The sequence below is a fragment of the Azospirillum agricola genome (assembly GCF_020005195.1).
In the GTDB taxonomy this organism is placed as follows: domain Bacteria; phylum Pseudomonadota; class Alphaproteobacteria; order Azospirillales; family Azospirillaceae; genus Azospirillum; species Azospirillum agricola.
Genome location: NZ_JAIFZR010000004.1, coordinates 772377 through 796632 on the forward strand (window position 1 = coordinate 772377; position 24256 = coordinate 796632).

Below are 24256 nucleotides of genomic sequence, written 5' to 3' on the forward strand. Positions count from 1 at the left end.
TCAGGTCAGCTCGAAGCGGTACCCGTCCGGCCCCGCCCCGCCCGCCAGCCGCTCGACGACGCCGAAGGCGGGGAAGTCGAGATGCATGCCGGCGACCAGCAGGCGGTCGGCGGCGGCGCGGTCGAACAGGCGGCGGCGGGTCGCCTCCGCGCTGTCGCGGTCCACGTCGAAGATCATTCCCGCCTCCGGCCGGGCGAACTGGATGCCCGGCAGATGGACGATGTCGCCCCAGATCAGCAGCTGCTCGCCGCCGGATTCCACCAGCCAGCCGCAATGGCCGGGCGTGTGGCCGGGCTCCGCCACCAGATGCAGGCCGGGCAGCACCTCGCCCTCGACCGCGAACTCAAGCCGGTCGCGGTGGAGGTCGAGCACCGCCCGCGCCGTCGTCACCGCCGCCACCGCGCGCGGCGGGGCCGCCGCGACCAGCGCGTCGTCGCGCCAGAAGGCCGGCTCCGCCTCGTGCATGACCAGCGTCGCGTTGGGGAAGCGGCTTTGCTTGCCGGCGGTCAGCAGGCCGTTGGCGTGGTCGCCGTGCAGGTGGGTCAGCAGCACGGTGCCGATCGCCTCGGGCCTGACGCCGAGCGCCGCCAGATGCCCCTCGATCCGGCCGAGATCCGGGCCGTAGCTCTCGCCGCAGCCGGTGTCGACCAGGATCGCCGCGTCGCCGCGCTCGATCAGGAAGGCGTTGACGTTGATCAGCGGCGTCTCCGGCCGCCCGGCGGACAGCTCCTGCCGCCGGGCGTCGTCGGCGTCGATGCCGGCGACCAGACCGAAGTTGCCCCGGATCAGCCCGTCGCTGAGCGCGGTGACCCGGAACTCCCCGACGCGGACGGAATGGCGGCCGCTGTCCGACGCGGTGGAGGTCATGGAATGAAGCCGGTCGACAGGATCGGGAACAGGGTGACGATGACGAGGCCGACGATCATGGCGAGGATGTAGGCCACCATCGGCTTCATGCCCTCGTCCGGGTTGATCTTGGCGATCGCCGCCGCCGCGTAGTAGCCGACGCCGAAGGGCGGCGCGAACAGGCCGATGCCCATGGCGATGACCACGACCATCGCGTAATGCACCTCGTGGATGCCGAGCTGCTTGGCGATGGGGAACATCAGCGGCCCGAACAGCACGATGGCGGGGATGCCCTCCAGCAGGCTGCCGAGGATGACGAAGGCGATCAGCGAGATGCCGAGGAAGGTGGTGGCGCCGCCGGGCAGCGAGCCCATGAAGTTGGCGAGGCTGGTCGAGAAGCCCGACTGGGTGAGCGCCCAGCCCATCGCCGTCGCCCCGCCGATGATCAGCAGGATCGCCCCCGACAGCGACGCGGTGTCGGCCAGCATCGGCCCGATCCGCCGCCAGTCGAACTTGCGGTAGACGAGGAGGCCGACGACGACGGCGTAGACGATGCCCAGCGTCGAGACTTCGGTCGCGGTCGCGACACCCTCGATGACGGCGGCGCGGATCAGGAAGGGCAGGATGATGGCCGGCAGCGCGATCAGCAGCGAGCGGCCGATCTCCGGCAGCCCGACCTTCGGGGCGGTGATGCCCGTCAGGCCGCGATGGCGGTACCAGATGACGAAGCAGAGGCAGATGCCGAGCACCAGCGCCGGCACGAGGCCGCCGGCGAACAGCGCCGCGATTGAGATGCCGGTGACCGAGCCGACGGTGATCAGCACCAGCGACGGCGGAATGGTCTCGGTCTGGGCGCCGGTGGCCGACAGCAGCGCCAGCAGGTCGCCGCGCTTGGAGCCGCGCTTCTCCATCTCCGGCACCAGCACCGGGGCGATGGCGGCCATGTCGGCGGCCTTCGATCCGGAAATGCCCGAGACGAGGTACATGGCGCCGACCAGCACGTAGGACAGGCCGCCGCGCACATGCCCCAGCAGGTTGCCGAGGAAGCGCACCATGGCGAAGCCCATGCCGGTCATGTCGATCAGCACGCCGAGGAAGACGAACAGCGGCACCGCCAGCAGGATCAGGTGCGACATGCCCTCGTCCATGCGGCTGACGACGATGGTCAGCGGCATCGAGGTGGTCAGCGCCAGATAGCCGAAGGTGGCGAGCGCGAAGCAGAAGGCGATCGGCACGCCGGCCAGCACGGTGGCGCCGACGAAGATCACGAAGAAGACGACGAGGTTGAGGTTGCCCAGCGTCTTCAGCGCCGGCTGCGCCATGTAGGCGGCGGCGCAGACGGCGACCACGGCGGCGGCGGCCAGCGCGGTGCGCTTCCAATCGGGCTGGCGCAGGAGGCGGGAAACCGCGACGACGATCATCAGCCCGACGCCGACCGGCAGGGCGGCGGCGCGCCAGACGTTGGGGATCTCCAGCGCCGGGGTGGTGATGTAGATCTCGTCGGCGGCGTATTCGTAGGCGGGGTGGAAGATCAGCGCCAGGAAGGCCAGCGCCGCCACCAGCCCGACCGCCTCGCAGACGGCGCGGGCGCCCGGCGAGACGGCGTTGACGATGGCGGTCATGCGCATGTGCTCGCCACGGCGCAACGCCACCACCGAGCCCAGCATGGCCAGCCACAGGAACAGGATGGAGGCCAGCTCGTCCGACCACACCAGCGGGGCGTGGAAGACGTAGCGGGACACGACGCCGGCCAGCAGGATCACGACTTCGGCAAGCACGAGAAGGCCGGCGGCGGTCTCGACGACCCTGCCCAGTCCCGCTTCGAGGAGGGTGAGAATCCGCGGCAGGCCCGTCGTCTCGGCGAGAGCGAGACCGGGCGGCGCCTTGGACGAGGATGTCATCATGGTCAGTTCCCCGGTTCGGGAGAGGGCGGGAGCGGCGTCCCCAAGGGGGCGCCGCTCGCGTCGTCAGTCAGCGACCCAGAGGGTCGGCAGTCAGCAACCCAGAGGGTCGGCAGTCAGCTAAGGACCGTTCGGATCAGCTCAGCGGGCCGGTGTACTTCTCCAGCACCGACCAGGCCTCGTCGCCGAACTTCTGCTTCCACTCGGCGAAGTAGCCGGCCTCCTGGAGCTTCTTGCGGAAGGGCGCGATGTCGATGTCGTTGAAGGTCAGGCCCTTGGCGGTGAGCTGTTCGCGCAGGCTGGCCGACTGACTGGCCATGTCGGCGCGCTGGTCGAGCGCCGCGGCGTCGAAATGCTTGGTGACGATGGCCTGGAGATCGGCCGGCAGCGACGAGAAGACGCGGCGGTTGGCCAGCACCCAGTATCCGTCCCACATGTGGTTCGTCATCGAGCAGAATTTCTGCACCTCGTAGAGACGGTTGGTCTCCAGCACGACCAGCGGGTTCTCCTGGCCGCTGACCAGATTGGTCTGCAACGCGGTGTAGAGCTCCGCGAAGTTGATCGCCGTCGGGGCGGCGCCGAAGCCCTTGAACAGCGACACCCACATCGGGCTGGCCGGCACGCGGATCTTCAGGCCGTTCAGGTCGTCGGGGGTGACGATCGGCTTGGTGCTGGTGGTGACCTGACGGTAGCCGCTGGTCCAGATGCGCGGCATGGCGATCAGCCCGACCTTCTCCATCTGCTTGCGCAGATAGGCGCCGAGGTCGCCGTCGAGCGCGCCCAGCGCCGCGTCGGTGTCCTTGAAGGCGAAGCCGATGCCGGGCAGCGCCGTCGCCGGCACCAGCGGGGCAACCAGCTGGGTCGAGTAGATGAACATCTCCAGCGCGCCGGAGCGCAGCTGGCTCAGCATGTCCGGGCCGCTGCCGAGCTGGTTGTTCGGGAACAGCTTGATCTCGACGCGGCCGTTGGTCTCCTTGAGGATGCGGTCGGCCGCTTCCTGGGCGCGGACGTTGCAGGGATGGCTCGCCGGGATGTCGCTGGCGATCTTGAAGGTGTATTCGGCGGCGCGGGCCGGGCGCGTCAGCATGGTGGCGGCGCCGGCAACGGCGGCGGTCTGCATCAGGGCGCGACGGGAAAGGGTCATCATCGGGGGTTCCTCCTGTTTTTCTCGCTGATTTTGATCGGCTCGGGTGTCGCTCAGAGCGCCGGCAGGTCGGCGCCGAGGAAACCCTCGTCGTCGAGCGCCAGGACCAGGCCGGTCAGCGCCGCGACGTAGCTGTAGTGGCGCAGGCCCATGCACAGGCCGGTCGCCGTGTGGGTGAAGCTCGACCGGATCGAGCCGCCGCCAAGGCCGCGCGAGGCGCCGGCGCCGGCCGAGATGTTGGCGAAATGCACCTCGACGGTCGGACGGCCGGTGTCCTCCAGCGCGTGGCGCACGCCCTCGCCGACCGTGGTCAGGCCCGCCGGGTTGATGATGTAGCCGTCGACCCGGTCGGCCGAGGCGTGGATGAACTCCAGGATGTCGCCCTGGTGGTTCGACGAGAAGTTCTCCACATCCACGCCGATGCGGGCGCCGAAGTCGCGGACATAGGCCTTCAGCTCGTCGAGCGAGCCGATGGCGCCGTAGACCTTCTTGCTGCGGGCGCCCAGGTTGGACATGTTCGGGCCGTCGATGACGGCGATGCGGTGGCGCCGCGCGCTGCGGCGGCCGATCACGGAAGCGTCGGTGGCGGTCATGTTGGCCATCCTTCCACGGATCAGTTGTAGCGGAGGCCGGCGTCGACGTTCAGCGTCTGGCCGGTGATGTACTTGGCGGCGTCGGAGGCGAGGAACATGGTCGCGCCGATCATGTCGCTCGGGTCGCCCTTGCGCTTGAGCGCCTGGGCCGAGATGATCGCGTCCCACTGCTCCGGCTTGATGGTGTCGCGCGGGACCTCGGTGACGATGCCGTGCGGGCTGATGGCGTTGACGGTGATGTCGTCCTCGCCCAGCTCGGTGGCCAGTGCGCGGGTCAGCGCCACGACGGCGCCCTTGGAGGCGACGTAGTGGGCGTAGTGCTTGCGGCCGGTGACGACGACGCTGGAGGAGATGTTGACGATGCGGCCGTAACCGCCCTGGCGCATCGGCCCGGCGACCGCCTGGCAGCACAGGAACACGCCGCGCGCGTTCACCGCCATGACGCGGTCCCACTCGTCGGCGTCGATCTCCTCGAACGGCTTCATCTTCAGCGTGGAGAAGATGGCGGCGTTGTTGATCAGCACGTCGATGCGGCCGAAGGCGGCCAGCGTCGTCTCGACCATGGCGGCCACGCTGGTCTTCTCGGCGACGTCCACCGTCACGGCGATGGCGCGGCCGCCGGCCGTGGTGATCTCGGCGGCGACGCTCTCGGCCTGCTTGCCGTTCAGATCGGCGACGACGACGGCGCCGCCGGCGGCGGCGAAGGCCTGGGCGTAGGCGCGGCCGATGCCCTGACCGGCGCCGGTGATGATGACGGTCTTACCGTTGAAGTCCATAACACGCTCCTTGGAGGTCGGATCGGCTTGCGCCATGATTATCCGAGTATGCAATCAGGGTTGAGTCACGGGGCGCGGCGGAACGCGCAGGGCGGCCATGCCGCCATCGATGGTGAGGCAGGTGCCGACGCTGCCATTCGCGCCGGGGCGCAGCAGGAAGACGACGGCCAGCGCCACCTCCAGCGGATCGACCATCAGGCCGCTCGGCTGGCGCGCCGCGAACTCGGCGCGCTTGGCGGCGGGATCGGGGGCGCGCGCCGCCAGCTCGGCCATGAAGGGGGTGTCGACCGTGCCGGGGGCGACGCAGTTGACGCGGATGCCCTCGGCGATCAGGTCGGCGGCCATCGCCATGGTCATCGACTGCACGGCGCCCTTGGTCGCCGAATAGAGCGCGCGCTGGCGCAGGCCGTTCATCGCCGTGCAGGACGACATGTTGACGATGGCGCCGGCGTCCGACTTGCGCAGATGCGGAAGCGCCGCCCGCGTCGAACGCATCTGCCCCATCACGTTGATGTCGAACAGGCGGGCCCAATCCTCCTCGCTGCCGTCCTCGATGGTGCCGACGAAGCTGACGCCGGCGTTGTTCACCAGGAAGTCGATGCGGCCGTGGCGCTCGCCGAAGCCGCCGATGGCAGCGTTCAGCGCGCCCTGGTCGCGCACGTCGGCGACCAGCGGGGTGACGCCGTCCGGCACGCCGTCGGCGCCGCGGTCGACGGCACCGACAATGCAACCCTGGCGCGTCAGTTCGGCGGCGACCGCCTGACCGATGCCGGCGGCCCCGCCGGTGACGACCGCGACGCGGCCCTTCATGCTGCTGGAGAAATCAAGCGACATCGCGGTTGTCCTGGACAGGAGTGCGGCGAACCAGGGTCTTGGCGTCGAACAGCTTGCGGACATCGGCCGAGCCGAGCCCCAGCCACTGGTCGAGCACGCTTTCGGCGTCGGCGCCGAGCACCGGCGGGTAGCTGGCGGGGTCGTCCGCCAGCCCGGTCTCGTCGACGAACTTGATCGGGTTGCCGACCACGTCGATCGACGTGCCGGCGGCGTCGGTCAACGGCAGGATCATGCCGCGCCCATGCCCGCGCGCGTCGGACAGCGCCTCCGGCACCGTCTTGATCAGCGCGACCGGCACGCCCCTGGCGTCGAGCGGGGCGATCCAGTCGGCGGCGTCGCGGGCGAGGAAGGCCTCCTCCAGCAGCGGCCACAGGGCCTCGCGGTTGGCGAGGCGCAGCTTGGCGGTGGCGAAGCGCGGGTCGGACAGCAACGCCGCGCGGTCGAGCCCCTGGCAGAGCCCTTCCCACATGCGCTCGGTGTTGGCGGTGACGACCAGTTCGCGGCCGTCGCGCGCCACGAAGGAGCGGTAGGTCGGGATGCTGTCGTGGCGGGCTCCCTGCGGCTGCGGAACCGTGCCGGCGACCAGCGCGTAGGTGCTCTGGTAGGACAGCATGGCGAGCTGGCAGTCGAGCATCGAGACGTCGATCACCCGGCCCTGCCCGCTGCGCTCGCGCTCGGCCAGCGCTGCGTTGATGGCGATCGTCGCGTACATGCCGGCGACCATGTCGCCCGCCGGGATGCCGAGGCGGACGGCCGGGCGGCCGGGCTCGCCGGTCAGGCTCATGACGCCGGACAGCGCCTGGACGATCATGTCGTAGGCCGGCTTGTCGCGCCACGGCCCGGTCTGGCCGAAGCCGCTGATCGAGGCCCAGATCAGGCCCGGACGCTCGGTGCGCAGCGCCGCGATGTCGAGCCCGAGGCGGGCGGCCACGCCCGGCCGGTAGTTCTCGACCACCACGTCGGCGGTGGCGATCAGCCGCAGGACCAGGGCCAGCCCGTCGGGCTGCTTCATGTCGACGGCGAGGCTGCGCTTGCTCCGGTTGATGCCGAGATAGTAGGCGCTGTCGTCGCCGACGAAGTGCGGCGGGATGGCGCGGCTCGAATCGCCCTGCGGCGTCTCGATCTTGACCACGTCGGCGCCGAGGTCGGCGAGGATCTGGGTGCAGAAGGGGCCGGACAGGAAGGTGGTGAGATCGACGACGCGATAGCCGGCGAGGGGTTTCGCCGTGGCTTGCGGCTCGCTCATGTCGAGGCTCCAAGGGTGCGGGAAAGGTCGTGGGCGGCGCGGGCGATCTCGCCGCCGATCGCGTCGATCGACAGGCTCGCGATGCGCTGCTTGGGCGAGGTCAGGCAGAGGCAGCCGCACACACCGCTGGCGCCGAACACCGGGGCGGCGACGCCGCGCGCGTCGGGCAGCTTCTCGCTCTCCGACACGGCGAAGCCGCGGGCGCGGATGGCGGCCAGTTCCACCGCCAGCGCGTCGGCGGCCGGCACCGGCGCGCCGGTGGCCGGCGACGGCCCCTCCTTGGCGAGGATGGCGGCGATGGTCTCCTTGGGGAGATGGGCCATGATGGCCTTCCCCGAGGCGCCCCACACCAGCGACAGCGGCTTGTCGATGTCGATCTGGTAGCGCAGGCGCTGGCTGCCGTCGGCGCGGGCCGAGAAGCTCATCGCCTGCTCGGTGCGCAGGTAGAGGCCGAACAGCACCGTCTCGTCGAAGCGCTGGGCCAGCGCCTCGACGACCGGCTGGGCCATGGTGACGGGCGACACCGAGCCGACCACCTTCGCCGCGACCCGGTAGAAGGCCGGGCCGACGACGTAGGTGCGGTTGCGCGGCACCGCCTCGACATACCCTTCGTCCTTCATGAGCTGAAGCAGGCGGTGGGCGGTCGAGGGCGAGAGCTGCATGGTGTCGGAGACGTACTTGACCGTCACCTCCCCTCCCGCGTCGGCCAGGACCGACAGGAGCATCAGCGCGCGGCTGACCGTGCCGGTGCCGGCCGCCCCGCCGGGGGCGGGAGCCGAGTCACCGGCCGTCTTGGTCTGGTCGGATGCGGGAGGGGGGGCCATCACTGCACCGCCTGGAGCAGGTGGACCGTGCAGGCGCCGTGGTCGAGGCCGGCGATGCCGCCGCCCGTCACATGGGCGAGCGCGACGCGGGCGCCCTCGACCTGGCGGGCGCCGGCCTGGCCGGTGAGCTGCCAGTAGAGCTCCACCGCCTGGGCGACGCCGCTGGCGCCGACCGGGTGGCCCTTGGAGAGCAGGCCGCCGCTCGGGTTGACCACGACGTCGCCGCCGTAGGTCGACTTGCCGGCGCGCAGGAAGCCGGCCGCCTCGCCGGGGGCGCAGAGGCCGAGCGCCTCGTAATAGACCAGTTCGGCGATGGTGAAGGCGTCGTGCAGTTCGACGACGTCGACGTCCTGCGGGCCGATGCCGGCCGCCTCGTAGGCGTCCTGGGCCGAGTGGTAGGTGATCTCCGGCCGCAGCATGTTGCGGAAACCGGCGGTCGCCGAACCCGAATGCAGGATCGAGGCGGCGACGCGCACCGCCGGCAGGCCGAGCTTCTTGCGGCCGGCCTCGGACACCACGACCACCGCGGCGGCGCCGTCGCCGGTCGGGCAGCACTGCATCAGCGTCAGCGGCTCGGCGATGAAGCGGGAGGCGAGGACCTCGTCCACCGTCACCTCGCTGCGGAACTGGGCGTAGGGGTTCTTCACGCCGTGGCGGCGCGCCTTGACGCTGACGCCGGCCAGATCGGCGGTGGTCGCGTCGCGCTCGTGCAGGAAGCGGCGGGCGCGCATGGCGTAGAGGGCCGGCATGACCATGCCCTGCTGGACTTCGGGATCCTCGGCGACCAGCGGCAGGGTGCCGCCGCCGAACTGGGTCAGCTTGTCGACGCCGATCACCAGCATGACGTCGTGGCGGCCGGCGGCGATCTCCTTGACCGCAAGGTGCAGCGCGGTGGCGCCGCCCGAGCAGGCGTTGTCGACGTTCATGACCGGAACGCCGCCGATGCCGATCTCCTTGACGATGCGCTGGCCGGTCAGCATGCCGCCGAAGGCGTGGCCGCAGACGACGCCCTGGACGTCCTTCGGCGTGATGCCGGCCGAGCGCAGAGCGTTGAGGACGGCCGGGATCGCCAGACCGGAGTAGCTGGACTCGCGATGCTTCCCCATCGGGATCATCGCGGCGCCGACGATGTAGGCTTCGCTCATTGCTCCAGACCCTTTCCATCCACGGGAACCACGAACCAGCGGTCGCCCTCGGCGCGTAGCTCGACCGGGGTGTCGCAGGCCAGCGTCGCGCCGGCCGGGACATCGACCTGCGCCAGCACGCGCACGCCGTTCTCGAAATCGACGTAGCCGATCGAGTAGGGGGTCGGCCGGGCCGACGAGACGTGGACGGTCGAGAAGGAGTAGAGCGAGCCGCGCGGGCCGATGAGGATCGGCTCCATGTCGGTGGCGCCGGTGTCCAGGCAGACGCGGCGGGCCGGGAACGCCTTGGAGCCGGACGAGCGGCAGAGGCTGCCCTTGAGCATGACGGCGCCGTCGACGATCTCGAACTGGGCGGGAGGCGCGGCCTGGAGGTCGCGGAACGGGAGAGCGTCCTCCCCGAACGCGGCGCCCGAGGTCGGGGCCACGGCTGGATCAGAAGGCATGGAAGGCATCTTTCCGTGTTGAATGGCCGTGTTGAATGGAAAGCGGCGAAACGGGGGGCTTGTCCGTGGCCGTTTCAGGCGGCGGGGACGAGCCCGATGTCGGTCCAGAAGCGCCGCAGGATCGCGGCGAAGGCGTCGGGGTCCTCGACGGGCGGGGTGTGACCGGACTGCTCCAGGGTCACATGCCGGCTGCCGGGCACCCGGTCGGCGATGAACTGCATGTCCTCGGGCCGCTTGGCGGCGTCGAGCGCGCCGCTGACGAGCTGGAGCGGCGCTTGGATGGCGGAGAGGCTCTCGACGAAGGAGGTCCGGCCGGCGACGCCGTGAACGGCGTCGGCGATGCGGTCGTCGACCTCGGCGAAGGCCGCGCGCCAGCGCTGCAAGCCTTCGCCGTCGTCGGCGATGAAGCGGGAGCCGAACATGGTGGCGGCGATCGCGTCGACCAGCGCGGCGGCACCCTTGCTGCGCAGGGCGTTCTCCAGCGCGGCGAAGCGCTCGACCTGGATTTCGGGCTGCGAGGTGCAGCAGGAGAGGACGGCGCTCGCCACCAGCTCGGGCCGGCGCCGCAGCACGGCGAGCGCGACGTAGCCGCCCATCGAGCTGCCGACGAGGTGGGCGGGCCCGCCGCCGAGCGCCTTGATCAGGGCGATGGTGTCGTCGGCCAGCCGCTCGATGCTCGGCGCGTGGCGGCCCGTCTCGCTGCGCCCCTGCCCCCGGTGGTCGGGGCGGACGCAGCGCAGGCCGGCCGGCAGCCGGTCGAGCAGATCGTCGAACATGGCGCCGCTGAAGAAGAGCGAATGCAGCAGGATGACCGGCCCGGCGGCCGCGCCGAGGGGGGCGTCGGGAGCGCCGGTGACGCGCTCGACATGGTGCAGGCGGGCGCCATCCTCCACCACGATCCAGCCTTGCCTGTCCACGCCGTCCTCCGTTTAATATTCCGATTAACGGAATCTCATTCCGTTGTATGGAAAGAACTTAGGGGCCGGGAAATGGTTCTGTCAAGCGACTGTTGCGTCGGGAATTGTACGGAGGGCCGGACCGATCTGCGCCCAAAGCATGGCTCGTCCGGCGGCGGCGAAGGGGTGCCGCCGGGGGATTAAAAAGTCCGCATGAGAGTCAACCGCGGGAGGCGTTGGACGAATGGACACCGCCGTTTCGGCCTGCATCAGGCGAACAATCGGGATGGACCGAGCCTGTAGAGTGCGGGTGCCGACTTTGGCGGCTTGAAGCTCCCTCTCCCGCCCCGGGAGAGGGAAGGGGCCCATGCGGAGCATGGGAAGGGTGAGGGGGTATCCGAGAAACAGGCGGGTTGATCCTTGGATCACCCCTCACCCTCCCCACCGCTTCGCGGCGGGTCCCGAGGTCGCTCGCAAGTCTCGCGACCGCGCGCCACCTACGATCGCCTTCGGCGTTCGTCCGGCCTGCGGCCGTCGGTTCTGCGCCCTCTCCCGGGGCGGGAGAGGGCATTTTCCGGCAACCAGCGTTCAGCGCGCGCCGGACAGCCGCGCGGCGCTCGCCTTCAGCTCGTCGATCATCATCGCCTGCTGGTCGGCCTCGGTGTCGGCCGGCACGACGAAGCAGATCGTCGCGATGCAGCGCCCGGCCGGATCGCGCACCGGCGCGGCCATGCAGGTGGTGAAGCGGTCGACCAGCGCCGTGGTGCGGACGAAGCCGGCCTCGCGCGCCTGGGCGATGTCGTGGAGGAACTCCGCCTCGACGATCTTGCGGCCGTCCGGCAGGGTGAAATCCTCCGCCGGGATGAAGGCGCGGATCTCCTGCGGCGTCATGTGATCGACCAGCAGCCGGCCCGAGGCGGTCCAGGGGATCGGCACCTTGATGCCGATCTCGGAGCTGAGGCGGAACATGCGCCGGCCCGGCTCGTTCAGCACGACGAGGTACTTGTCACCGTCCAGCATGCAGAACTGCGCCGTCTCGCCCACCGATTCCGACAGGTGGGTGACCTCGCCGCGCGCCTTGCGGATCAGGTCGACGCTGTCGAGATAGTCGCTGCCGTAATAATGCATGGCCGGCCCGAAATAGACCGTGCCGTCGCCGTCGCGCAGCTCCAGCCAGCGTGCCTCGACCAGCGTGTTCACCAGCTCGTAGACGGTGGAACGCGGCGTGCCGGTGTCGCGCGCGATGTCGGCGATCCGCGTCGGGGTGCGCAGCCGGTGCAGATGCTCCATCAGCGCGATGACGCGGTCGATCCCGCGCGCCCGCGCGCCCGTCTTCACATCCGCCATGCCGTCCATCTCCACCCCGATACCGTGTGCGTCACCGTGTTGCGACTGCACACATCGCTTAACACGCCAACTTTCGCCTTGCCAGCGCTCTTTGTCCGATATACCGTCCTCTTGTCCGGAATACAAGATCGATGTCCGAAATATCGGACAAAGCGAACAGCCGAAGCGGGACGCTCGCGACGGAACGCAGGGAGCAATCCGGACGACACGCAGCACCGGCACGAGACCGGCCATTCGCGGAGGGGAGTCGTCATGAAACCGTTCACCCGCAGCCTCTACACCGCCCTGCTGGGCACCGCCCTGATCGGCAGCGCGCTGACCACGACCGTCGGGTCGGCCCTGGCGCAGCAGCCGCAGTCCGTCGTCACCGTCGCGACGATCGGCGAGCCGCCGACGCTGGATCCGGTCGGCGTCACCTCCGACCTCGTCAGCATCATCACGCAGCACGTCTTCGAGACGCTCTACACCTTCGACGCCGAGTGGAAGATCGTGCCGCTGCTGGCCTCGGCCCAGCCGACGGTCTCGGCCGACGGCAAGGTCTACGCCTTCCCGCTGCGCGGCGGCGTCACCTTCCACGACGGCAGCCCGATGACCGCCGAGGACGTGGTCGCCTCGCTGGAGCGCTGGACCAAGCTGTCGCCGCGCGGCAAGACCACCGCGCCGATGATCGAGAGCATCAAAGCCACCGACGCCTCGACCGTCACCGTCACGCTGAAGGAATCCTTCACGCCGCTGCTGGCGCTGCTGGCGATGAGCAACGGCGCCGCCGCCATCGTGCCGAAGGGCCAGATCGACGGCGCCGCGCCGCTGAAGCAGTTCATCGGCACCGGCCCCTACAAGCTGCTGGAGCACAAGCCCGACCAGCACATCCGCCTGGTCCGCTTCGACAACTACGCCTCCCCGCAGGGTCCGGCGAGCGGCTATGGCGGGACGCGCGCGCCCAAGATCGGCGAGGTCCGCTTCGTGCCGGTCCCCAACGCCGCGACCCGCGTCGCCGGCATGCTGGCCGGCCAGTACCAGTTCGCCGACAGCCTGCCGGCCGAGATGCTCGGCCGCTTCAAGAACTCGCCGAGCGTCAAGCCGGTGATCGTGAAGCCCTTCGGCTTCCCGCTGATGATCATGAACAGCAAGACCGGCGTGCTGGCCAACCAGACGCTGCGCCAGTCGGTGCTGGCCGCCCTGACGCCGGGCGACATGATGCTGGCCGGCTTCGGCGACCCGGCCTTCTTCGCGACCGAGGGCTCGATCTACAGCCCCGGCACGCCCTTCTTTGACGCCGCCAGCGCCAAGCCCTACACGGAGAACAACCCGAAGAAGGCGGCGGAGCTGCGCAAGAGCGCCGGCTACAAGGGCGAGCCGATCCGCATCATGACCTCCACCCAGTACGACTTCCTGTACAAGATGAGCCTGGTCGCCCAGGCGCAGTTGCAGGCGGCCGGCTACACGGTGGATCTCCAGGTGCTGGACTGGGCGACGCTGTTGCAGAAGCGCGGCGACGAGAAGGCGTGGGACGCCTTCTTCACCTACCACACCTTCGTGCCGGAGCCGTCGCTGATCACCGTGCTGAACCCCAGCTACCCCGGCTGGTGGGACACGCCCGAGAAGCGCGAGGCGCTCGCCGCCTTCAACCGCGAGCCCGACGCCGCCGCCCGCAAGGGCAAGTGGGTGGAGTTGCAGAAGCTCTTCTACAGCGAGGTGCCGAGCATCAAGGTCGGCGACTTCTACAATCTGGCCGCCGCCAGCGACAAGCTGAAGAACTACACGCCGTCGCCCTGGCCGTTCTTCTGGAACGCCGAGCTGTCGAACTGACGCTTTGAGAAAAGCCCTCTCCCGTCCCGGGAGAGGGAGGGGACCCACGGCCGCGAGGCCGTGGGGAGGGTGAGGGGCTATCGGAACATGGAGTCCGTACCACGCCCGATAGCCCCTCACCCTTCCCATGCTGACGCATGGGCCCCGAGGTCGCTCGCAAGTCTCGCGACCGCATTCCACCTACGATCGCCTTCGGCGCTCGTCCGGCCTGCGGCCGTCGGTTCCATGCCCTCTCCCGTGACGGGAGCGGGAGCAACAACACGGGCCGGGATCACACCCATGTTCGTCTACATCGTGCGCCGGCTTGCCGGAATGATGGTGGTCATGCTGATCGTCGCGGCGGTGGTCTTCGTGATCGCCCGCGTCGTGCCGGGCGATCCGGCCGCGGTCATGCTCGGATCCTCCGCCACGCCGGAGGACATCGCCGCCCTGCGCGGCCGGCTCGGGCTCGACCAGCCGCTGCTCGGCCAGTTCCTGATCTACCTCCAGCAGATCGCCCGCCTCGATCTGGGGGAGTCGATCTTCCTCAACCGGCCGGTTGCCCAGGCGCTGGCCGAGCGGTCGGAGCTGACCGCCATGCTGACGCTGATGTCGGTCGGCATCGCCGTGGTCATCGGCGTGCCGGTCGGCATCCTGTCGGCGGCGATGCGCGGGCGCTGGATCGACCAGGCCTCCATCGGGCTCGCCATGCTGGCGGCCAGCGTGCCGAGCTTCTGGATCGGCCTGACGCTGATCAAGTATCTGGCGGTCGATCTTCCCTGGTTCCCGGTCGCCGGCTACGGCCCGCCCGACGCCAGCTTTGCCGAGCGGCTGCACCATCTGGTGCTGCCCGCCATCGCGCTCGGCATCCCCAATTCGGCGCTGATCCTGCGCTTCACCCGGACCAGCATGCTGGACGTGCTCGGCGACGACTACGTGCGCACCGCGCGGGCCAAGGGGCTGTCGCCGATGGTCGTCGTGCTGAAGCACGCGCTGCGCAACGCGATGATCCCGATCCTCACCGTCATCGGCCTGACCGCCGCCGTCATGATCGCCGGCGCCATCGTGACCGAGACCGTCTTCGGCCTGCCCGGCGTCGGCAACCTGATCGTCTCGGCCGTGCTGCGCCGCGACTATCCGGTGATCCAGGGCGCCCTGCTGGTGGTCTCGGCCATCTACGTGCTCATCAACCTGTCGGTCGACCTGCTCTACGCCGTGGTCGACCCCAGGGTCCGTTATTGAGAAAGGGGCAGCCATGGCAAGCCTTCCCGCCGCCTCCGCCAGCCCGGCGCCGTCCGCGCCCAAGGCGCCCGGCCGCTCCCCGGCCGCGCTGATCCTGCGCCAGCTGCTGCGCCGGCCGCTGGTCGTCGTCGCCCTGGTGCTGCTCGCCGCCATCCTGGCGGTCGCCGCCTCGGCCGCCTGGATCATGCCCTACGACCCGATGAAGATGGACATCCTCAGCCGGATGAAGCCGCCGTCGGCCGCCCACTGGTTCGGGACCGACGAGTTCGGCCGCGACGTGATGTCCCGCATCATGCAGGGCGCCCAGCTCTCGCTGCTGGTCGGGCTGCTGGTGGTCGTGGTGGCGGCGGTGTTCGGCACGCTGATCGGGCTGCTCGCCGGCTACGTCCGCCCGCTGGACGGCGTGCTGATGCGGCTGACCGACGCGCTGATGGCCTTCCCCGACATCCTGCTCGCCATCGCCTTCATGGCGGCGCTCGGCCCGTCGCTGTTCAACGTCGTTCTGGCGCTCGGCATCGTCTACACCCCGCGCGTCGCCCGCGTGGTCCGCGCCGCCGCCCTGGTGGTGCGCGAGATGCCCTATGTCGAGGCGGCGACCGCGCTCGGCGCCTCGACCCCGCGCATCGTCTTCCTGCACATCCTGCCCAACCTGATGTCGCCGCTGGTCGTCCAGGCCACCTTCATCTTCGCCTACGCCATCCTGACCGAGGCGGCGCTGTCCTTCCTGGGCGTCGGCGTGCCGCCGACCACACCCACCTGGGGCAACATGATCGCCGGCGCCCAGCAGTATTTCCAGCAGGCCGACTGGCTGGTGCTGTTCCCCGGCCTCGCCATCGTGGTGACGGTGCTGGCCTTGCAGATCGTCGGCGACGGGCTGCGCGACGCGCTCGACCCCCGGCTCCAGAAGGTGACGTGATGAGCGACACGAACCCCGTGAATCCCCGCGTGCTGATCCGTGGCGCCCGCATCCTCGACGGCACCGGCGCCCCCTGGTTCCGCGGCGACGTCCGCGTCGAGGACGGCCGCATCGCCCAGATCGGCACCGGGCTGGTGCCCGGCGACGCCGACGTGCTGGAGGCGGAGGACCGCTACCTCGCCCCCGGCTTCATCGACGCCCACTGCCACGACGACCTGATCCAGCTGCGCCAGCCCGGCCGGCCGGAGAAGGTGGCGCAGGGCGTCACCACCGTGGTGGTCGGCAACTGCTCCTTCGGGCTCTACCCGCAGCGGCCGGACAGCGCGCTTCCCCTGCGCGAGCATTTCGGCAGCCTGCTCGGCCCGGTCGGCGCGGAGGAGAGTTTCGCCGACTTCGCCGCCTACCGCGCGGCGCTGGACGGGCGCGGCACCGCCATCAACCTCGTCTCGCTGGTCGGCCACGCGGCGCTGCGGCTGGCCGTCATGGGCTGGCAGAACCGCCCGGCCACGGCCGAGGAGCGCGAGGCGATGGCCGTACTGCTCGCCGACCAGCTCCGCCAGGGCGCGCACGGGCTGTCCCTCGGCCTCGTCTACCCGCCGAGCGCCTGGGCCGACCGCGCCGAGCTGGTCCGGCTGGCCGAGGTGGTGGCGGAGCACGGCGCCCTGCTGGCCGCCCATGTGCGCTCCTACGAGGGCGGGCTGATCGCCTCGGTCGACGAGTTCCTCGACCTGCTGACGTCGGGCGGGGCGAGCGGCCTGCTCTCCCACCTGCAGGCGGCGGGGCGGCCCTATTGGGGCAGCCTGCCGCGCGCCGTCGACCGGCTGGAGACCGCCCGGCGCGGCGGCGTCGACGTCAGCTTCGACATGTACCCCTATCCGGCCGGGTCGAGCACCATCCTGCAACTGCTGCCGCCCTCGGCGCTGTCGGGCGGGGTCGAGGCGCTGCTGGCGCGGCTGGCCGACAAGCAGGGCTACGACGCCCTGCGCCGCGCGGTGGAGGACGGCGCCTCCCCCGACGACGCCGGCTGGGAATCCAAGATCCGCCTGATCGGCTGGGAAAACGTCCGCGTCGGTGGCGTCGGCGACGAGTCCCTGCGCGCCGTCGAGGGGCTGTCGCTGACCGAGATCGCCGAGGCGCGGGGCGAGACTCCCTTCGCGACTCTGGCCCGGCTGATCGCCGCCGACCGGGGGCGCACCAACATCGTCATGTTCCAGCTCGACGAGCGCGACCTCGAAACGGCGTTGACCCACCCGCTGCACATGCTGGGCTCCGACGGTCTGCCGCGCGAGACCGGCAAGCCGCACCCGCGCGCCTTCGGCAGCTTCCCCCGCTACCTCGCCCGCGCCATCCGTGGCGAGGGAGCGTTGCGGCTGGAGGAGGCGGTGCGCCACATGACCGCCGTCCCGGCCCAGCGCTTCGGGCTCGGCGACCGTGGCCTGATCCGCCCCGGCCTTGCCGCCGACCTCACCCTGTTCACCGCCGACGTGTGCGACCGCGCGACCTTCCAGGACCCGACGCAGCCGCCGCACGGCATCACCGACGTCCTCGTCGCCGGAGCCTTCGTGCTGCGCGACGGCGGACACACCGGCGCACGGCCCGGCAAAACGCTCACCCGCGCCTGAAGCATCCGTCGACTCATCAGCCTCAAGGAAGAAGAACCATGACCAACCGCAAGACGATCTTCGCCGAGAAGGGCGCCAAGCCCGCCGGCCAGTACAGCCACGCCATCGTCGCCAACGGCTTCGTCTACGTCTCGGGCCAGGGCCCGCACCACCCGGAAACCGGCGAGCTGCCCGCCGACTTCGCCGGCGAGGTGCGCCAGACCCTGCGCAACCTGGAGATCATCCTGAAGGCCGCCGGCACCGATCTGGCCCATGTGGTGAAGGTCAACAGCTACCTGTCCGACCTCGCCCGCTTCCAGGAATACAACGCGCTCTACACCGAATTCTTCCCGGACGCGCCGCCGGCCCGCACCACGGTCGGCTGCCAGCTCAACAACATCCAGGTCGAGATCGACTGCGTCGCCGTCCTGCCGGGCGCCTGAGTCGAAGCCCCTCTCCCCTCGTGGGAGAGGGGTTGGGGTGAGGGGGCGCAAACATCGTCTTCGCCTGCGGCGAATACCCCTCATCCCAACCCTTCTCCCGCAAGGGGAGAAGGGCTCTGGTTGCGCAAGCCTCACCCCCTCCCGTTCCGGCGGGAGGAGACCTTTCCAGCCCACGGAGCCGTTCCATGCGCGTCGACGATCTCGACACCCCCGTTCCCGTCATCGACCTCGACCGGGTGGAGCACAACCTCGCCAAGATGCAGGCCTACTGCGACCGGCACGGGCTGGCGCTGCGCCCCCACATCAAGACGCACAAGCTGCCGCAGTTCGCCCGCCGCCAGATCGAGCTGGGCGCCGTCGGCATCACCTGCCAGAAGATTTCCGAAGCACTGGTCATGGCCGAGGCCGGCTGCGCCGACATCCTGATCACCTACCCCATCGTCGGCGCCTCCAAGGTCGCGCCGCTGGCCGAGCTGGCGCGCAAGACCCGGCTGACCGTCTCGCTCGACAACGCGGTGGCGCTCGACACCGTGGCCGCCGCCGCGCACGAGGCCGGCGTCGAGATCGGCATCCTGGTCGAGTTCGACAGCGGCGACGGCCGCTGCGGCGTGCAGACCCCGGACGAGGCGCTGGCGCTCGCCCGCCGCGCCCATGGCAACGGCCCGCTGGCCTTCCGCGGCCTGATGACCTACCCGCGCGGCCCCCGGACGGTGCCCTTCGTCAGCGCCGCCCGAACCCTGTTCGGCGAGGCCGCCATCCCGATCGAAACGGTGTCGGTCGGCGGCACGCCCGGCTGCTGGGACACCCACGAACTGCCCGGCGTGACCGAGCTGCGCGTCGGTACCTACATCTACCACGACCGCGCCACCGTCGCCGCCGGGGTGGCGACGCTCAACGAGTGCGCCGTGCATGTCCGCGCCACCGTGGTCAGCCGCCCGACCGAAGACCGCGCCGTGCTGGACAGCGGCTCCAAGACCCTGTCGAGCGACCGCGTGCCGCCCTCGGCCGGCGAGGGCTACGGGCTGATCCTCGACTATCCCGACGCAGTGATCGTGCGCCTGAACGAGGAGCACGCCGTCGTCGACCTGTCGCGCTGCGCCGTGAAGCCCACCATCGGCGAGCGGGTCCGCATCCTGCCCAACCATGTCTGCGTCGTCAGCAACCTGCACGACCGCATGGCGGTGGCGCGCGGCGGCGAACTGGTCGGCGACTGGCCGGTCGCCGCGCGCGGCTGCACCCGCTGATCCATCCACAAAGGACGCCCGCCATGGACGCCGACACCACGCTCGACATCCGCAGCCTGTCCACCCATTTCGCGACCGACCGGGGTGTGGCGAAGGCGGTGGACGGCGTCTCCTTCAAGGTCCGCCGCAACGAGACGCTGGCCGTGGTCGGCGAATCCGGCAGCGGCAAGTCGGTCACCAGCCTGTCGGCGATGCGGCTGATCCAGTCGCCGCCCGGCCGCATCGCCGGCGGCGAGATCCTGTTCCGCCGCCGCGACGGCTCGGTCGTCGATCTCGCTCACGCGCCGGAAAGGACCATGCGCTCGATCCGCGGCAACGAGATCGGCATGATCTTCCAGGAGCCGATGACCTCGCTGAACCCGGTCTACACGGTGGGCGACCAGATCGGCGAGGCGCTGCGCCTGCACCAGGGGCTCGACCGCAAGGCGGCGAGGGCCGAGGCGCTGGCCATGCTGAAGACCGTCGGCATCCCCGCCGCCGAACGCCGGATCGACGAGTACCCGCACCAGATGTCGGGCGGCATGCGCCAGCGGGTGATGATCGCCATGGCGCTGGCCTGCCGGCCGACCCTGCTGATCGCTGACGAACCGACCACCGCGCTCGACGTCACCATCCAGGCGCAGATCCTCGACCTGATGCGCCGGCTCCAGGCCGAGACCGGGACGGCGATCCTGTTCGTTACCCACAATCTGGGGGTGGTCGCCGAACTCGCCCACCGGGTCGCCGTGATGTATTCCGGCCGGGTGGTCGAGGAGGGCGACGTCCGCTCGCTCTTCAAGACCCCCAGGCACCCCTACACGCGCGGCCTGCTCGCCTGCATGCCGCATCTCGGCCAGGGGCGCGGCGAGGCCGCCCGGCTGGAGGCCATCCCCGGCAACGTGCCGAGCCCGGTGGCGCGCCCCCCCGGCTGCACCTTCGCGCCGCGCTGCGCCCACGCGCAGCCGGCCTGCACCACCGCCGAACCCGCGCTGGAGGAGGTGGCCCCCGGCCACGCCGTGCGCTGCCGCCGCTGGAGGGAAATCTGATGACCGCCGCCGACACGCGCGCCGACACGCAAGCCGCCGCCCGTTCCGCCGCCCGCACCGGCGAGCCGCTTCTCCGCATCCGCGGTCTCCAGAAACGCTTCCCCATCCTGGGCGGGCTGCTGCGCCGGCCGAAGGGCTGGGTCAACGCCGTGGACGACCTGTCGCTCGACATCCACCGCGGCGAGGTGGTCGGGCTGGTCGGCGAGTCCGGATCGGGCAAGACCACCGCCGGCCGCAGCATCCTGCGCCTGCTGGAGCCGAGCGCCGGCTCGATCCGCTTCGACGGGCAGGAGATCACCGGCCTGTCAAAAGGCGAGATGCGGGCGCAGCGCCGCCGCATGCAGATCGTCTTCCAGGATCCCTACGCCAGCCTCGACCCGCGCCAGCGGGTGCGCGACGTGATCGGCGAGGCGCTGGTCATCCACGGCATCGGCACGGCGGCCGACCGCCGCGACCGCATCGCCGCGCTGCTGGAGAAGGTCGGGCTGACCGCCGACGCGATGGACCGCTTCCCGCACGAGTTCTCCGGCGGCCAGCGCCAGCGCATCGGCATCGCCCGCGCGCTGGCGGTCGAGCCCGACTTCATCGTCGCCGACGAGCCGGTCTCGGCGCTCGACGTCTCGGTGCAGGCCCAGGTCGTCAACCTGCTGCGCGACCTCCAGCGCGAGCTGGGGCTGGCGGTGCTGTTCATCGCCCACGACCTCGCGGTGGTCCGCTACATCAGCGACCGCGTGGCGGTGATGTATCTCGGCCGCATGATGGAGCTGGCGCCGAGCGACGCGCTCTACGAACGCCCGCGCCACCCCTACACGCTGGCGCTGCTGTCGGCGGCGCCAACGCCGGACCCCGACGCCCCGCGCCAGCGCATCCTTCTGGAAGGCGATGTGCCGAGCCCGCTGAACCCGCCGTCCGGCTGCGTCTTCCGCACCCGCTGCCCCTTCGCCCTGCCCGCCTGCGCCGAGCCCGCCGCCCGCAAACTGCGCGAGGTGGCGCCGGGGCATCAGGTCTCCTGCATCCGCGACGACATCCCGGCGCTGGCGGCGTGACCCTTCACCCCGCCCCGCCGGGCGAGGGAGGGGCGGGGTGGAGAAGGCCGCGCCAAGGCGCGAGCGACAGCATTCACCGACCGGAATTCAGCGGCCGGAATTCACCGATGTTGCGCAGCGCGGGACAGAATGTTCCGCAACGCGCGGCTGCGGACGATCTGCGTCAATTTGGCTATAATATGAAGCATATTTTACCGTTCTCGGGTTGAGCGGGTCTGCTATCCAGACCCCATCCGATCGGTCATACGAACGTCCAATGGGGGACGCGCCCGTCCGATCACCGTCCGCTCGTCCCAGGAACACGCCCATGACGACCTTCGTGCGCAATTTGAAGATCGGCCCCCGCTTGTGGATCGGCTACGCCGCCGTCATCGCGGTGCTGATCCTGGTCAGCGTCCTCAGCATCACCAGCGCACGCTCCGTCGAGGGCGTCTTCGCCGCCTACCGCGACCGCGCCGGGCTGAACGCCACCATCGCGCGGGTCGAGGCCGAGGTCATCACCACGCGGAACTTCGTGAAGGACTACCTGCGCAAGAGCGGCGCCAATTTCGTGAAGGAGGCCGACGCCTCGACCGCCCGCGCCGTCGCCATGGTCGAGGAGGCCGCCCGCGGCGCCGACAGCGACGAGATGCGCGGCAAACTGGCGACGCTGCGCGACCGCGTGGCGCTCTACGGCGCCGAATTCGACCGCTCGGTCACCTTCCAGGACGCCGGCAACGCCGCCTACGCCGAGGCCAAGACCCTGGCCGACCGCCTGACCCGCGAGGCGCGGGCGGCCGCCGCCAAGGCCGAGGCCGAAGGCAACCACGCCCGCGTGCTGGACGCCGTCCGCCTCGTCACCGAGATCGAGCGGCTGCGCGGCGTCGCCGCCCTCTTCCTGGTCGAATTGGAGAAGAAGCCGCACGGCGCCCCCGCCCAGGAGTTCGCCACCCTCCCCGCCCTGGCCGATACGGCGGCCCCGGCGCTGGCCGCCGACGCCAAGGCCCTGCTCGCCGCCGTCGCGGCGCTCGACAAGGCGGTCGCCGACCGCAACAGGATCGTCGTCGACGTGCTGGGCGCCATCGGCCCGGAGATCGCCGCCCTCGTCGGCGACCTCGCCCGCACCACCAAGGCCCAGCAGGACGCGCTGGCGCCGCTGGCCGCCGAGATCGTGCTGCAAGCCCTCATCTGGCTCGCCGTCACGGTGGTGGGCGCCGTGCTGGTCAGCGCCGTCGTCGCCGTGCTGGTCGGCCGCAGCATCACCAGCCCGCTCCAGGCGATCACGACGGCGATGCGCGGGCTTGCCGACGGGCATCTCCAGACCGCCATCCCCGGCCTCGACCGCCGCGACGAGATCGGCGCCATGGCGGGAGCCGTCGGCGTCTTCAAGGAACACGCGCTGGAGCGCCAGAAGCTGGAGGCCCAACAGCAGGCCGAGACGGCCGCCAAGGAGCGCCGCCAGACCGCCATGGACCAGCTGACCCAGGACTTCAACCGCAGCGTCAGCGGCATGCTGCGCTCGCTCGCCACGGCCTCGACCGAGCTGCACGCCACCGCCCAGTCGATGAGCGGCGCGGCGGCGGAAACCAGCGAGCGCTCCACCGCGGTGGCGTCGGCCGCCGAGCAGGCCGCCGCCAACGTGCAGACCGTGGCCGCCGCCGCCGAGGAGCTGGCCGCCACCGGCGCCGAGATCTCCCGCCACATCGACCTGTCCTCGACCACCGCGCGGCAGGCGGTGGAGGAGGCCAACCGGGCGAGCGCCATCGTCGGCAGCCTGTCTGAGGCCGGCGAGCGGATCGGCGCGGTGGTCAGCCTGATCAACGACATCGCCAGCCAGACCAACCTTCTGGCCTTGAACGCGACCATCGAGGCGGCCCGCGCCGGGGAGGCCGGCAAGGGCTTCGCGGTGGTCGCCTCGGAGGTGAAGAACCTCGCCAGCCAGACGGCCAAGGCCACCGAGCAGGTCAGCACCCAGGTCGCCTCGGTGCAGGAGGCCTCGCGCGAGGCCGCCGCCATCGTCACCGGCATCGCCCGCATCATCTCGGAGGTCAACACCGCCGCCGGCGCCATGGCCGACGCCGTCGGCCAGCAGGGGGCGGCGACCCAGGACATCGCGGTCAACGTCACCCAGGCCTTCACCGGCACCCGCGAGGTGTCGTCCAACATCGGCAACGTCAGCGAGACGGCGACGGTGACCGGGGCGGCGGCCGAGCAGGTGCTGGCGGCGGCCAGCGACCTGTCGCGGCAGGCCGAGACGCTGCGCGGCGAGGTGGAGAACTTCCTGTCGGCGGTGTCGCACGCCGGGGAGCGGCGCGCCTTCATCCGCTACGTCGTGGAGCTGCCGATCCGCATAAGCGTGGCCGGACAGGAGATCCGATGCCGCACCCACGACCTGTCGCTCGGCGGCGCGGCGATCGAGCAGGTGCTCGCCATCCCGGACGGCACCGCCGTCGAGCTGTCCATCGACGGCGGGGCGACGGTGAACGCCCGCATCGCGGGAGCGGTGGACGGGCGGACCCGGTTCCAGTTCCGCCTGGACGCGGCGACCCGCGCCCGCATCACCGCCCTGCTCGACCGCTTGCCGCAGGGCAGTGTCGCCGCCTGAAACCGGCCGGAGGGGGGCGCGCGCGGAAGCCGCCCCCCCTCAAAAGGGTTGACCCGTTCGCGACCACCCCCTACGGTCCCTCCCCGACGGTTGCCCGCAAGGGCTGAAAAGGGAACACGGTCGGGAGTCCGGTCTGCGCCGCGAGGCGCCGCGACCGCTTTCATGCCGAGGCTGCCCCCGCAACTGTGAGCGGCGAGTCGTCCGTCATCACGCCACTGGGATCGCGAATCCTGGGAAGGCGACGGAACGACGAGAACCCGCGAGCCAGGAGACCTGCCGTCAGTCGTGGTCACACGCGAACGCGTTCGGGCGGGGTGCACCGGAGGTCGTCAGTCGGGCCTCCGTCTGCGCGGGGATTCGATGGGACTCTGT

At 70.7% G+C, this 24256-nt stretch carries 21 protein-coding genes and 1 riboswitch; of the genes, 9 read left to right on the top strand and 12 right to left on the bottom strand.

Annotation, left to right across the window (positions count from 1 at the left end; translation table 11 throughout):
- The 12 genes from JN22_RS12330 to JN22_RS12385 all read right to left on the bottom strand — a co-directional run bounded on the left by JN22_RS12330 (nucleotide 1) and on the right by JN22_RS12385 (nucleotide 11995).
- Nucleotides 1-867 (bottom strand): MBL fold metallo-hydrolase, encoded by an 867-nt coding sequence (locus tag JN22_RS12330; RefSeq protein WP_085554194.1) that lies wholly within the window; start codon nucleotides 865-867, stop codon nucleotides 1-3.
- A complete protein-coding gene (locus JN22_RS12335; protein WP_223677690.1) occupies nucleotides 864-2750 on the bottom strand; it encodes a TRAP transporter large permease in 1887 nt (628 codons plus the stop codon). The genes JN22_RS12330 and JN22_RS12335 overlap by 4 nt, the downstream gene beginning before the upstream one ends.
- Before the next feature lie 133 nt (nucleotides 2751-2883).
- Nucleotides 2884-3894, bottom strand: coding sequence for a TRAP transporter substrate-binding protein (locus JN22_RS12340; RefSeq protein WP_223677691.1), 1011 nt, complete (start codon nucleotides 3892-3894; stop codon nucleotides 2884-2886).
- 50 nt (nucleotides 3895-3944) lie between these two features.
- Nucleotides 3945-4484 carry a type II 3-dehydroquinate dehydratase gene (locus JN22_RS12345; RefSeq protein WP_085554665.1) on the bottom strand — a complete coding sequence of 180 codons (540 nt, stop codon included), beginning with the start codon at nucleotides 4482-4484 and terminating at the stop codon, nucleotides 3945-3947.
- A 20-nt stretch (nucleotides 4485-4504) separates the two neighbouring features.
- Nucleotides 4505-5260, bottom strand: a complete 756-nt coding sequence (locus tag JN22_RS12350) for an SDR family NAD(P)-dependent oxidoreductase (RefSeq protein ID WP_085554195.1) — start codon at nucleotides 5258-5260, stop codon at nucleotides 4505-4507.
- 54 nt (nucleotides 5261-5314) lie between these two features.
- Nucleotides 5315-6094, bottom strand: a complete 780-nt coding sequence (locus JN22_RS12355) for an SDR family NAD(P)-dependent oxidoreductase (protein WP_085554196.1) — start codon at nucleotides 6092-6094, stop codon at nucleotides 5315-5317.
- Entirely contained in the window at nucleotides 6084-7340 is a 1257-nt protein-coding gene (locus tag JN22_RS12360) for a CaiB/BaiF CoA transferase family protein (RefSeq protein ID WP_085554197.1), read from the bottom strand. The genes JN22_RS12355 and JN22_RS12360 overlap by 11 nt, the downstream gene beginning before the upstream one ends.
- Entirely contained in the window at nucleotides 7337-8164 is an 828-nt protein-coding gene (locus JN22_RS12365; RefSeq protein WP_085554198.1) for an IclR family transcriptional regulator, read from the bottom strand. Before JN22_RS12365 ends, JN22_RS12360 begins: the two co-directional genes overlap by 4 nt.
- Nucleotides 8164-9309, bottom strand: coding sequence for a thiolase family protein (locus tag JN22_RS12370; protein WP_085554199.1), 1146 nt, complete (start codon nucleotides 9307-9309; stop codon nucleotides 8164-8166). Before JN22_RS12370 ends, JN22_RS12365 begins: the two co-directional genes overlap by 1 nt.
- On the bottom strand, nucleotides 9306-9752 hold the full coding sequence (locus JN22_RS12375) for a Zn-ribbon domain-containing OB-fold protein (protein ID WP_085554200.1): 447 nt from the start codon (nucleotides 9750-9752) through the stop codon (nucleotides 9306-9308). Before JN22_RS12375 ends, JN22_RS12370 begins: the two co-directional genes overlap by 4 nt.
- 74 nt (nucleotides 9753-9826) lie before the next feature.
- Nucleotides 9827-10669, bottom strand: coding sequence for an alpha/beta fold hydrolase (locus JN22_RS12380; protein WP_085554201.1), 843 nt, complete (start codon nucleotides 10667-10669; stop codon nucleotides 9827-9829).
- 567 nt (nucleotides 10670-11236) lie between these two features.
- Nucleotides 11237-11995: an IclR family transcriptional regulator gene (locus tag JN22_RS12385; protein ID WP_143268274.1), complete on the bottom strand. Its 759-nt coding sequence runs from the start codon at nucleotides 11993-11995 to the stop codon at nucleotides 11237-11239.
- A 252-nt stretch (nucleotides 11996-12247) separates the two neighbouring features.
- On the opposite strand from JN22_RS12385, the gene JN22_RS12390 reads away from it, so the two are divergent.
- The 9 genes from JN22_RS12390 to JN22_RS12430 all read left to right on the top strand — a co-directional run bounded on the left by JN22_RS12390 (nucleotide 12248) and on the right by JN22_RS12430 (nucleotide 23884).
- On the top strand, nucleotides 12248-13804 hold the full coding sequence (locus JN22_RS12390) for an ABC transporter substrate-binding protein (protein ID WP_085554203.1): 1557 nt from the start codon (nucleotides 12248-12250) through the stop codon (nucleotides 13802-13804).
- 279 nt (nucleotides 13805-14083) lie between these two features.
- Complete coding sequence (locus tag JN22_RS12395; protein WP_085554204.1) at nucleotides 14084-15025, top strand: ABC transporter permease; 942 nt, start codon at nucleotides 14084-14086, stop codon at nucleotides 15023-15025.
- Nucleotides 15026-15038: 13 nt separating this feature from the next.
- Nucleotides 15039-15941 (top strand): ABC transporter permease, encoded by a 903-nt coding sequence (locus JN22_RS12400; RefSeq protein WP_085554205.1) that lies wholly within the window; start codon nucleotides 15039-15041, stop codon nucleotides 15939-15941.
- A complete protein-coding gene (locus JN22_RS12405; RefSeq protein ID WP_223677692.1) occupies nucleotides 15941-17563 on the top strand; it encodes an N-acyl-D-amino-acid deacylase family protein in 1623 nt (540 codons plus the stop codon). The genes JN22_RS12400 and JN22_RS12405 overlap by 1 nt, the downstream gene beginning before the upstream one ends.
- Before the next feature lie 38 nt (nucleotides 17564-17601).
- Nucleotides 17602-17985 (top strand): RidA family protein, encoded by a 384-nt coding sequence (locus tag JN22_RS12410; protein WP_085554206.1) that lies wholly within the window; start codon nucleotides 17602-17604, stop codon nucleotides 17983-17985.
- Nucleotides 17986-18170: 185 nt separating this feature from the next.
- Complete coding sequence (locus JN22_RS12415) at nucleotides 18171-19229, top strand: D-TA family PLP-dependent enzyme (protein ID WP_085554207.1); 1059 nt, start codon at nucleotides 18171-18173, stop codon at nucleotides 19227-19229.
- Between the two features lie 23 nt (nucleotides 19230-19252).
- The gene (locus JN22_RS12420; protein ID WP_085554208.1) at nucleotides 19253-20254 is read left to right on the top strand and encodes an ABC transporter ATP-binding protein; all 1002 of its coding nucleotides are present in this window, start codon (nucleotides 19253-19255) and stop codon (nucleotides 20252-20254) included.
- Entirely contained in the window at nucleotides 20254-21300 is a 1047-nt protein-coding gene (locus JN22_RS12425) for an ABC transporter ATP-binding protein (RefSeq protein ID WP_085554209.1), read from the top strand. The genes JN22_RS12420 and JN22_RS12425 overlap by 1 nt, the downstream gene beginning before the upstream one ends.
- 307 nt (nucleotides 21301-21607) lie before the next feature.
- Nucleotides 21608-23884, top strand: a complete 2277-nt coding sequence (locus JN22_RS12430; RefSeq protein WP_085554210.1) for a methyl-accepting chemotaxis protein — start codon at nucleotides 21608-21610, stop codon at nucleotides 23882-23884.
- Between the two features lie 70 nt (nucleotides 23885-23954).
- Nucleotides 23955-24179: riboswitch (cobalamin riboswitch) on the top strand.
- The last annotated feature ends 77 nt before the right edge of the window (nucleotides 24180-24256 follow it).

Bases quoted from the DNA above. Each gene is read 5' to 3' on its own strand.
- JN22_RS12420 (WP_085554208.1), top strand. From the start codon at position 19,253: ATGGACGCCGACACCACGCTCGACATCCGCAGCCTGTCCACCCATTTC.
- JN22_RS12340 (WP_223677691.1), bottom strand. From the start codon at position 3,894: ATGATGACCCTTTCCCGTCGCGCCCTGATGCAGACCGCCGCCGTTGCC.
- JN22_RS12360 (WP_085554197.1), bottom strand. From the start codon at position 7,340: ATGAGCGAGCCGCAAGCCACGGCGAAACCCCTCGCCGGCTATCGCGTC.
- JN22_RS12410 (WP_085554206.1), top strand. From the start codon at position 17,602: ATGACCAACCGCAAGACGATCTTCGCCGAGAAGGGCGCCAAGCCCGCC.
- JN22_RS12395 (WP_085554204.1), top strand. From the start codon at position 14,084: ATGTTCGTCTACATCGTGCGCCGGCTTGCCGGAATGATGGTGGTCATG.
- JN22_RS12345 (WP_085554665.1), bottom strand. From the start codon at position 4,484: ATGACCGCCACCGACGCTTCCGTGATCGGCCGCCGCAGCGCGCGGCGC.
- JN22_RS12400 (WP_085554205.1), top strand. From the start codon at position 15,039: ATGGCAAGCCTTCCCGCCGCCTCCGCCAGCCCGGCGCCGTCCGCGCCC.
- JN22_RS12370 (WP_085554199.1), bottom strand. From the start codon at position 9,309: ATGAGCGAAGCCTACATCGTCGGCGCCGCGATGATCCCGATGGGGAAG.
- JN22_RS12385 (WP_143268274.1), bottom strand. From the start codon at position 11,995: ATGGCGGATGTGAAGACGGGCGCGCGGGCGCGCGGGATCGACCGCGTC.
- JN22_RS12350 (WP_085554195.1), bottom strand. From the start codon at position 5,260: ATGGACTTCAACGGTAAGACCGTCATCATCACCGGCGCCGGTCAGGGC.
- JN22_RS12355 (WP_085554196.1), bottom strand. From the start codon at position 6,094: ATGTCGCTTGATTTCTCCAGCAGCATGAAGGGCCGCGTCGCGGTCGTC.
- JN22_RS12415 (WP_085554207.1), top strand. From the start codon at position 18,171: ATGCGCGTCGACGATCTCGACACCCCCGTTCCCGTCATCGACCTCGAC.
- JN22_RS12430 (WP_085554210.1), top strand. From the start codon at position 21,608: ATGACGACCTTCGTGCGCAATTTGAAGATCGGCCCCCGCTTGTGGATC.
- JN22_RS12335 (WP_223677690.1), bottom strand. From the start codon at position 2,750: ATGATGACATCCTCGTCCAAGGCGCCGCCCGGTCTCGCTCTCGCCGAG.
- JN22_RS12375 (WP_085554200.1), bottom strand. From the start codon at position 9,752: ATGCCTTCTGATCCAGCCGTGGCCCCGACCTCGGGCGCCGCGTTCGGG.
- JN22_RS12405 (WP_223677692.1), top strand. From the start codon at position 15,941: ATGAGCGACACGAACCCCGTGAATCCCCGCGTGCTGATCCGTGGCGCC.
- JN22_RS12365 (WP_085554198.1), bottom strand. From the start codon at position 8,164: ATGGCCCCCCCTCCCGCATCCGACCAGACCAAGACGGCCGGTGACTCG.
- JN22_RS12390 (WP_085554203.1), top strand. From the start codon at position 12,248: ATGAAACCGTTCACCCGCAGCCTCTACACCGCCCTGCTGGGCACCGCC.
- JN22_RS12330 (WP_085554194.1), bottom strand. From the start codon at position 867: ATGACCTCCACCGCGTCGGACAGCGGCCGCCATTCCGTCCGCGTCGGG.
- JN22_RS12425 (WP_085554209.1), top strand. From the start codon at position 20,254: ATGACCGCCGCCGACACGCGCGCCGACACGCAAGCCGCCGCCCGTTCC.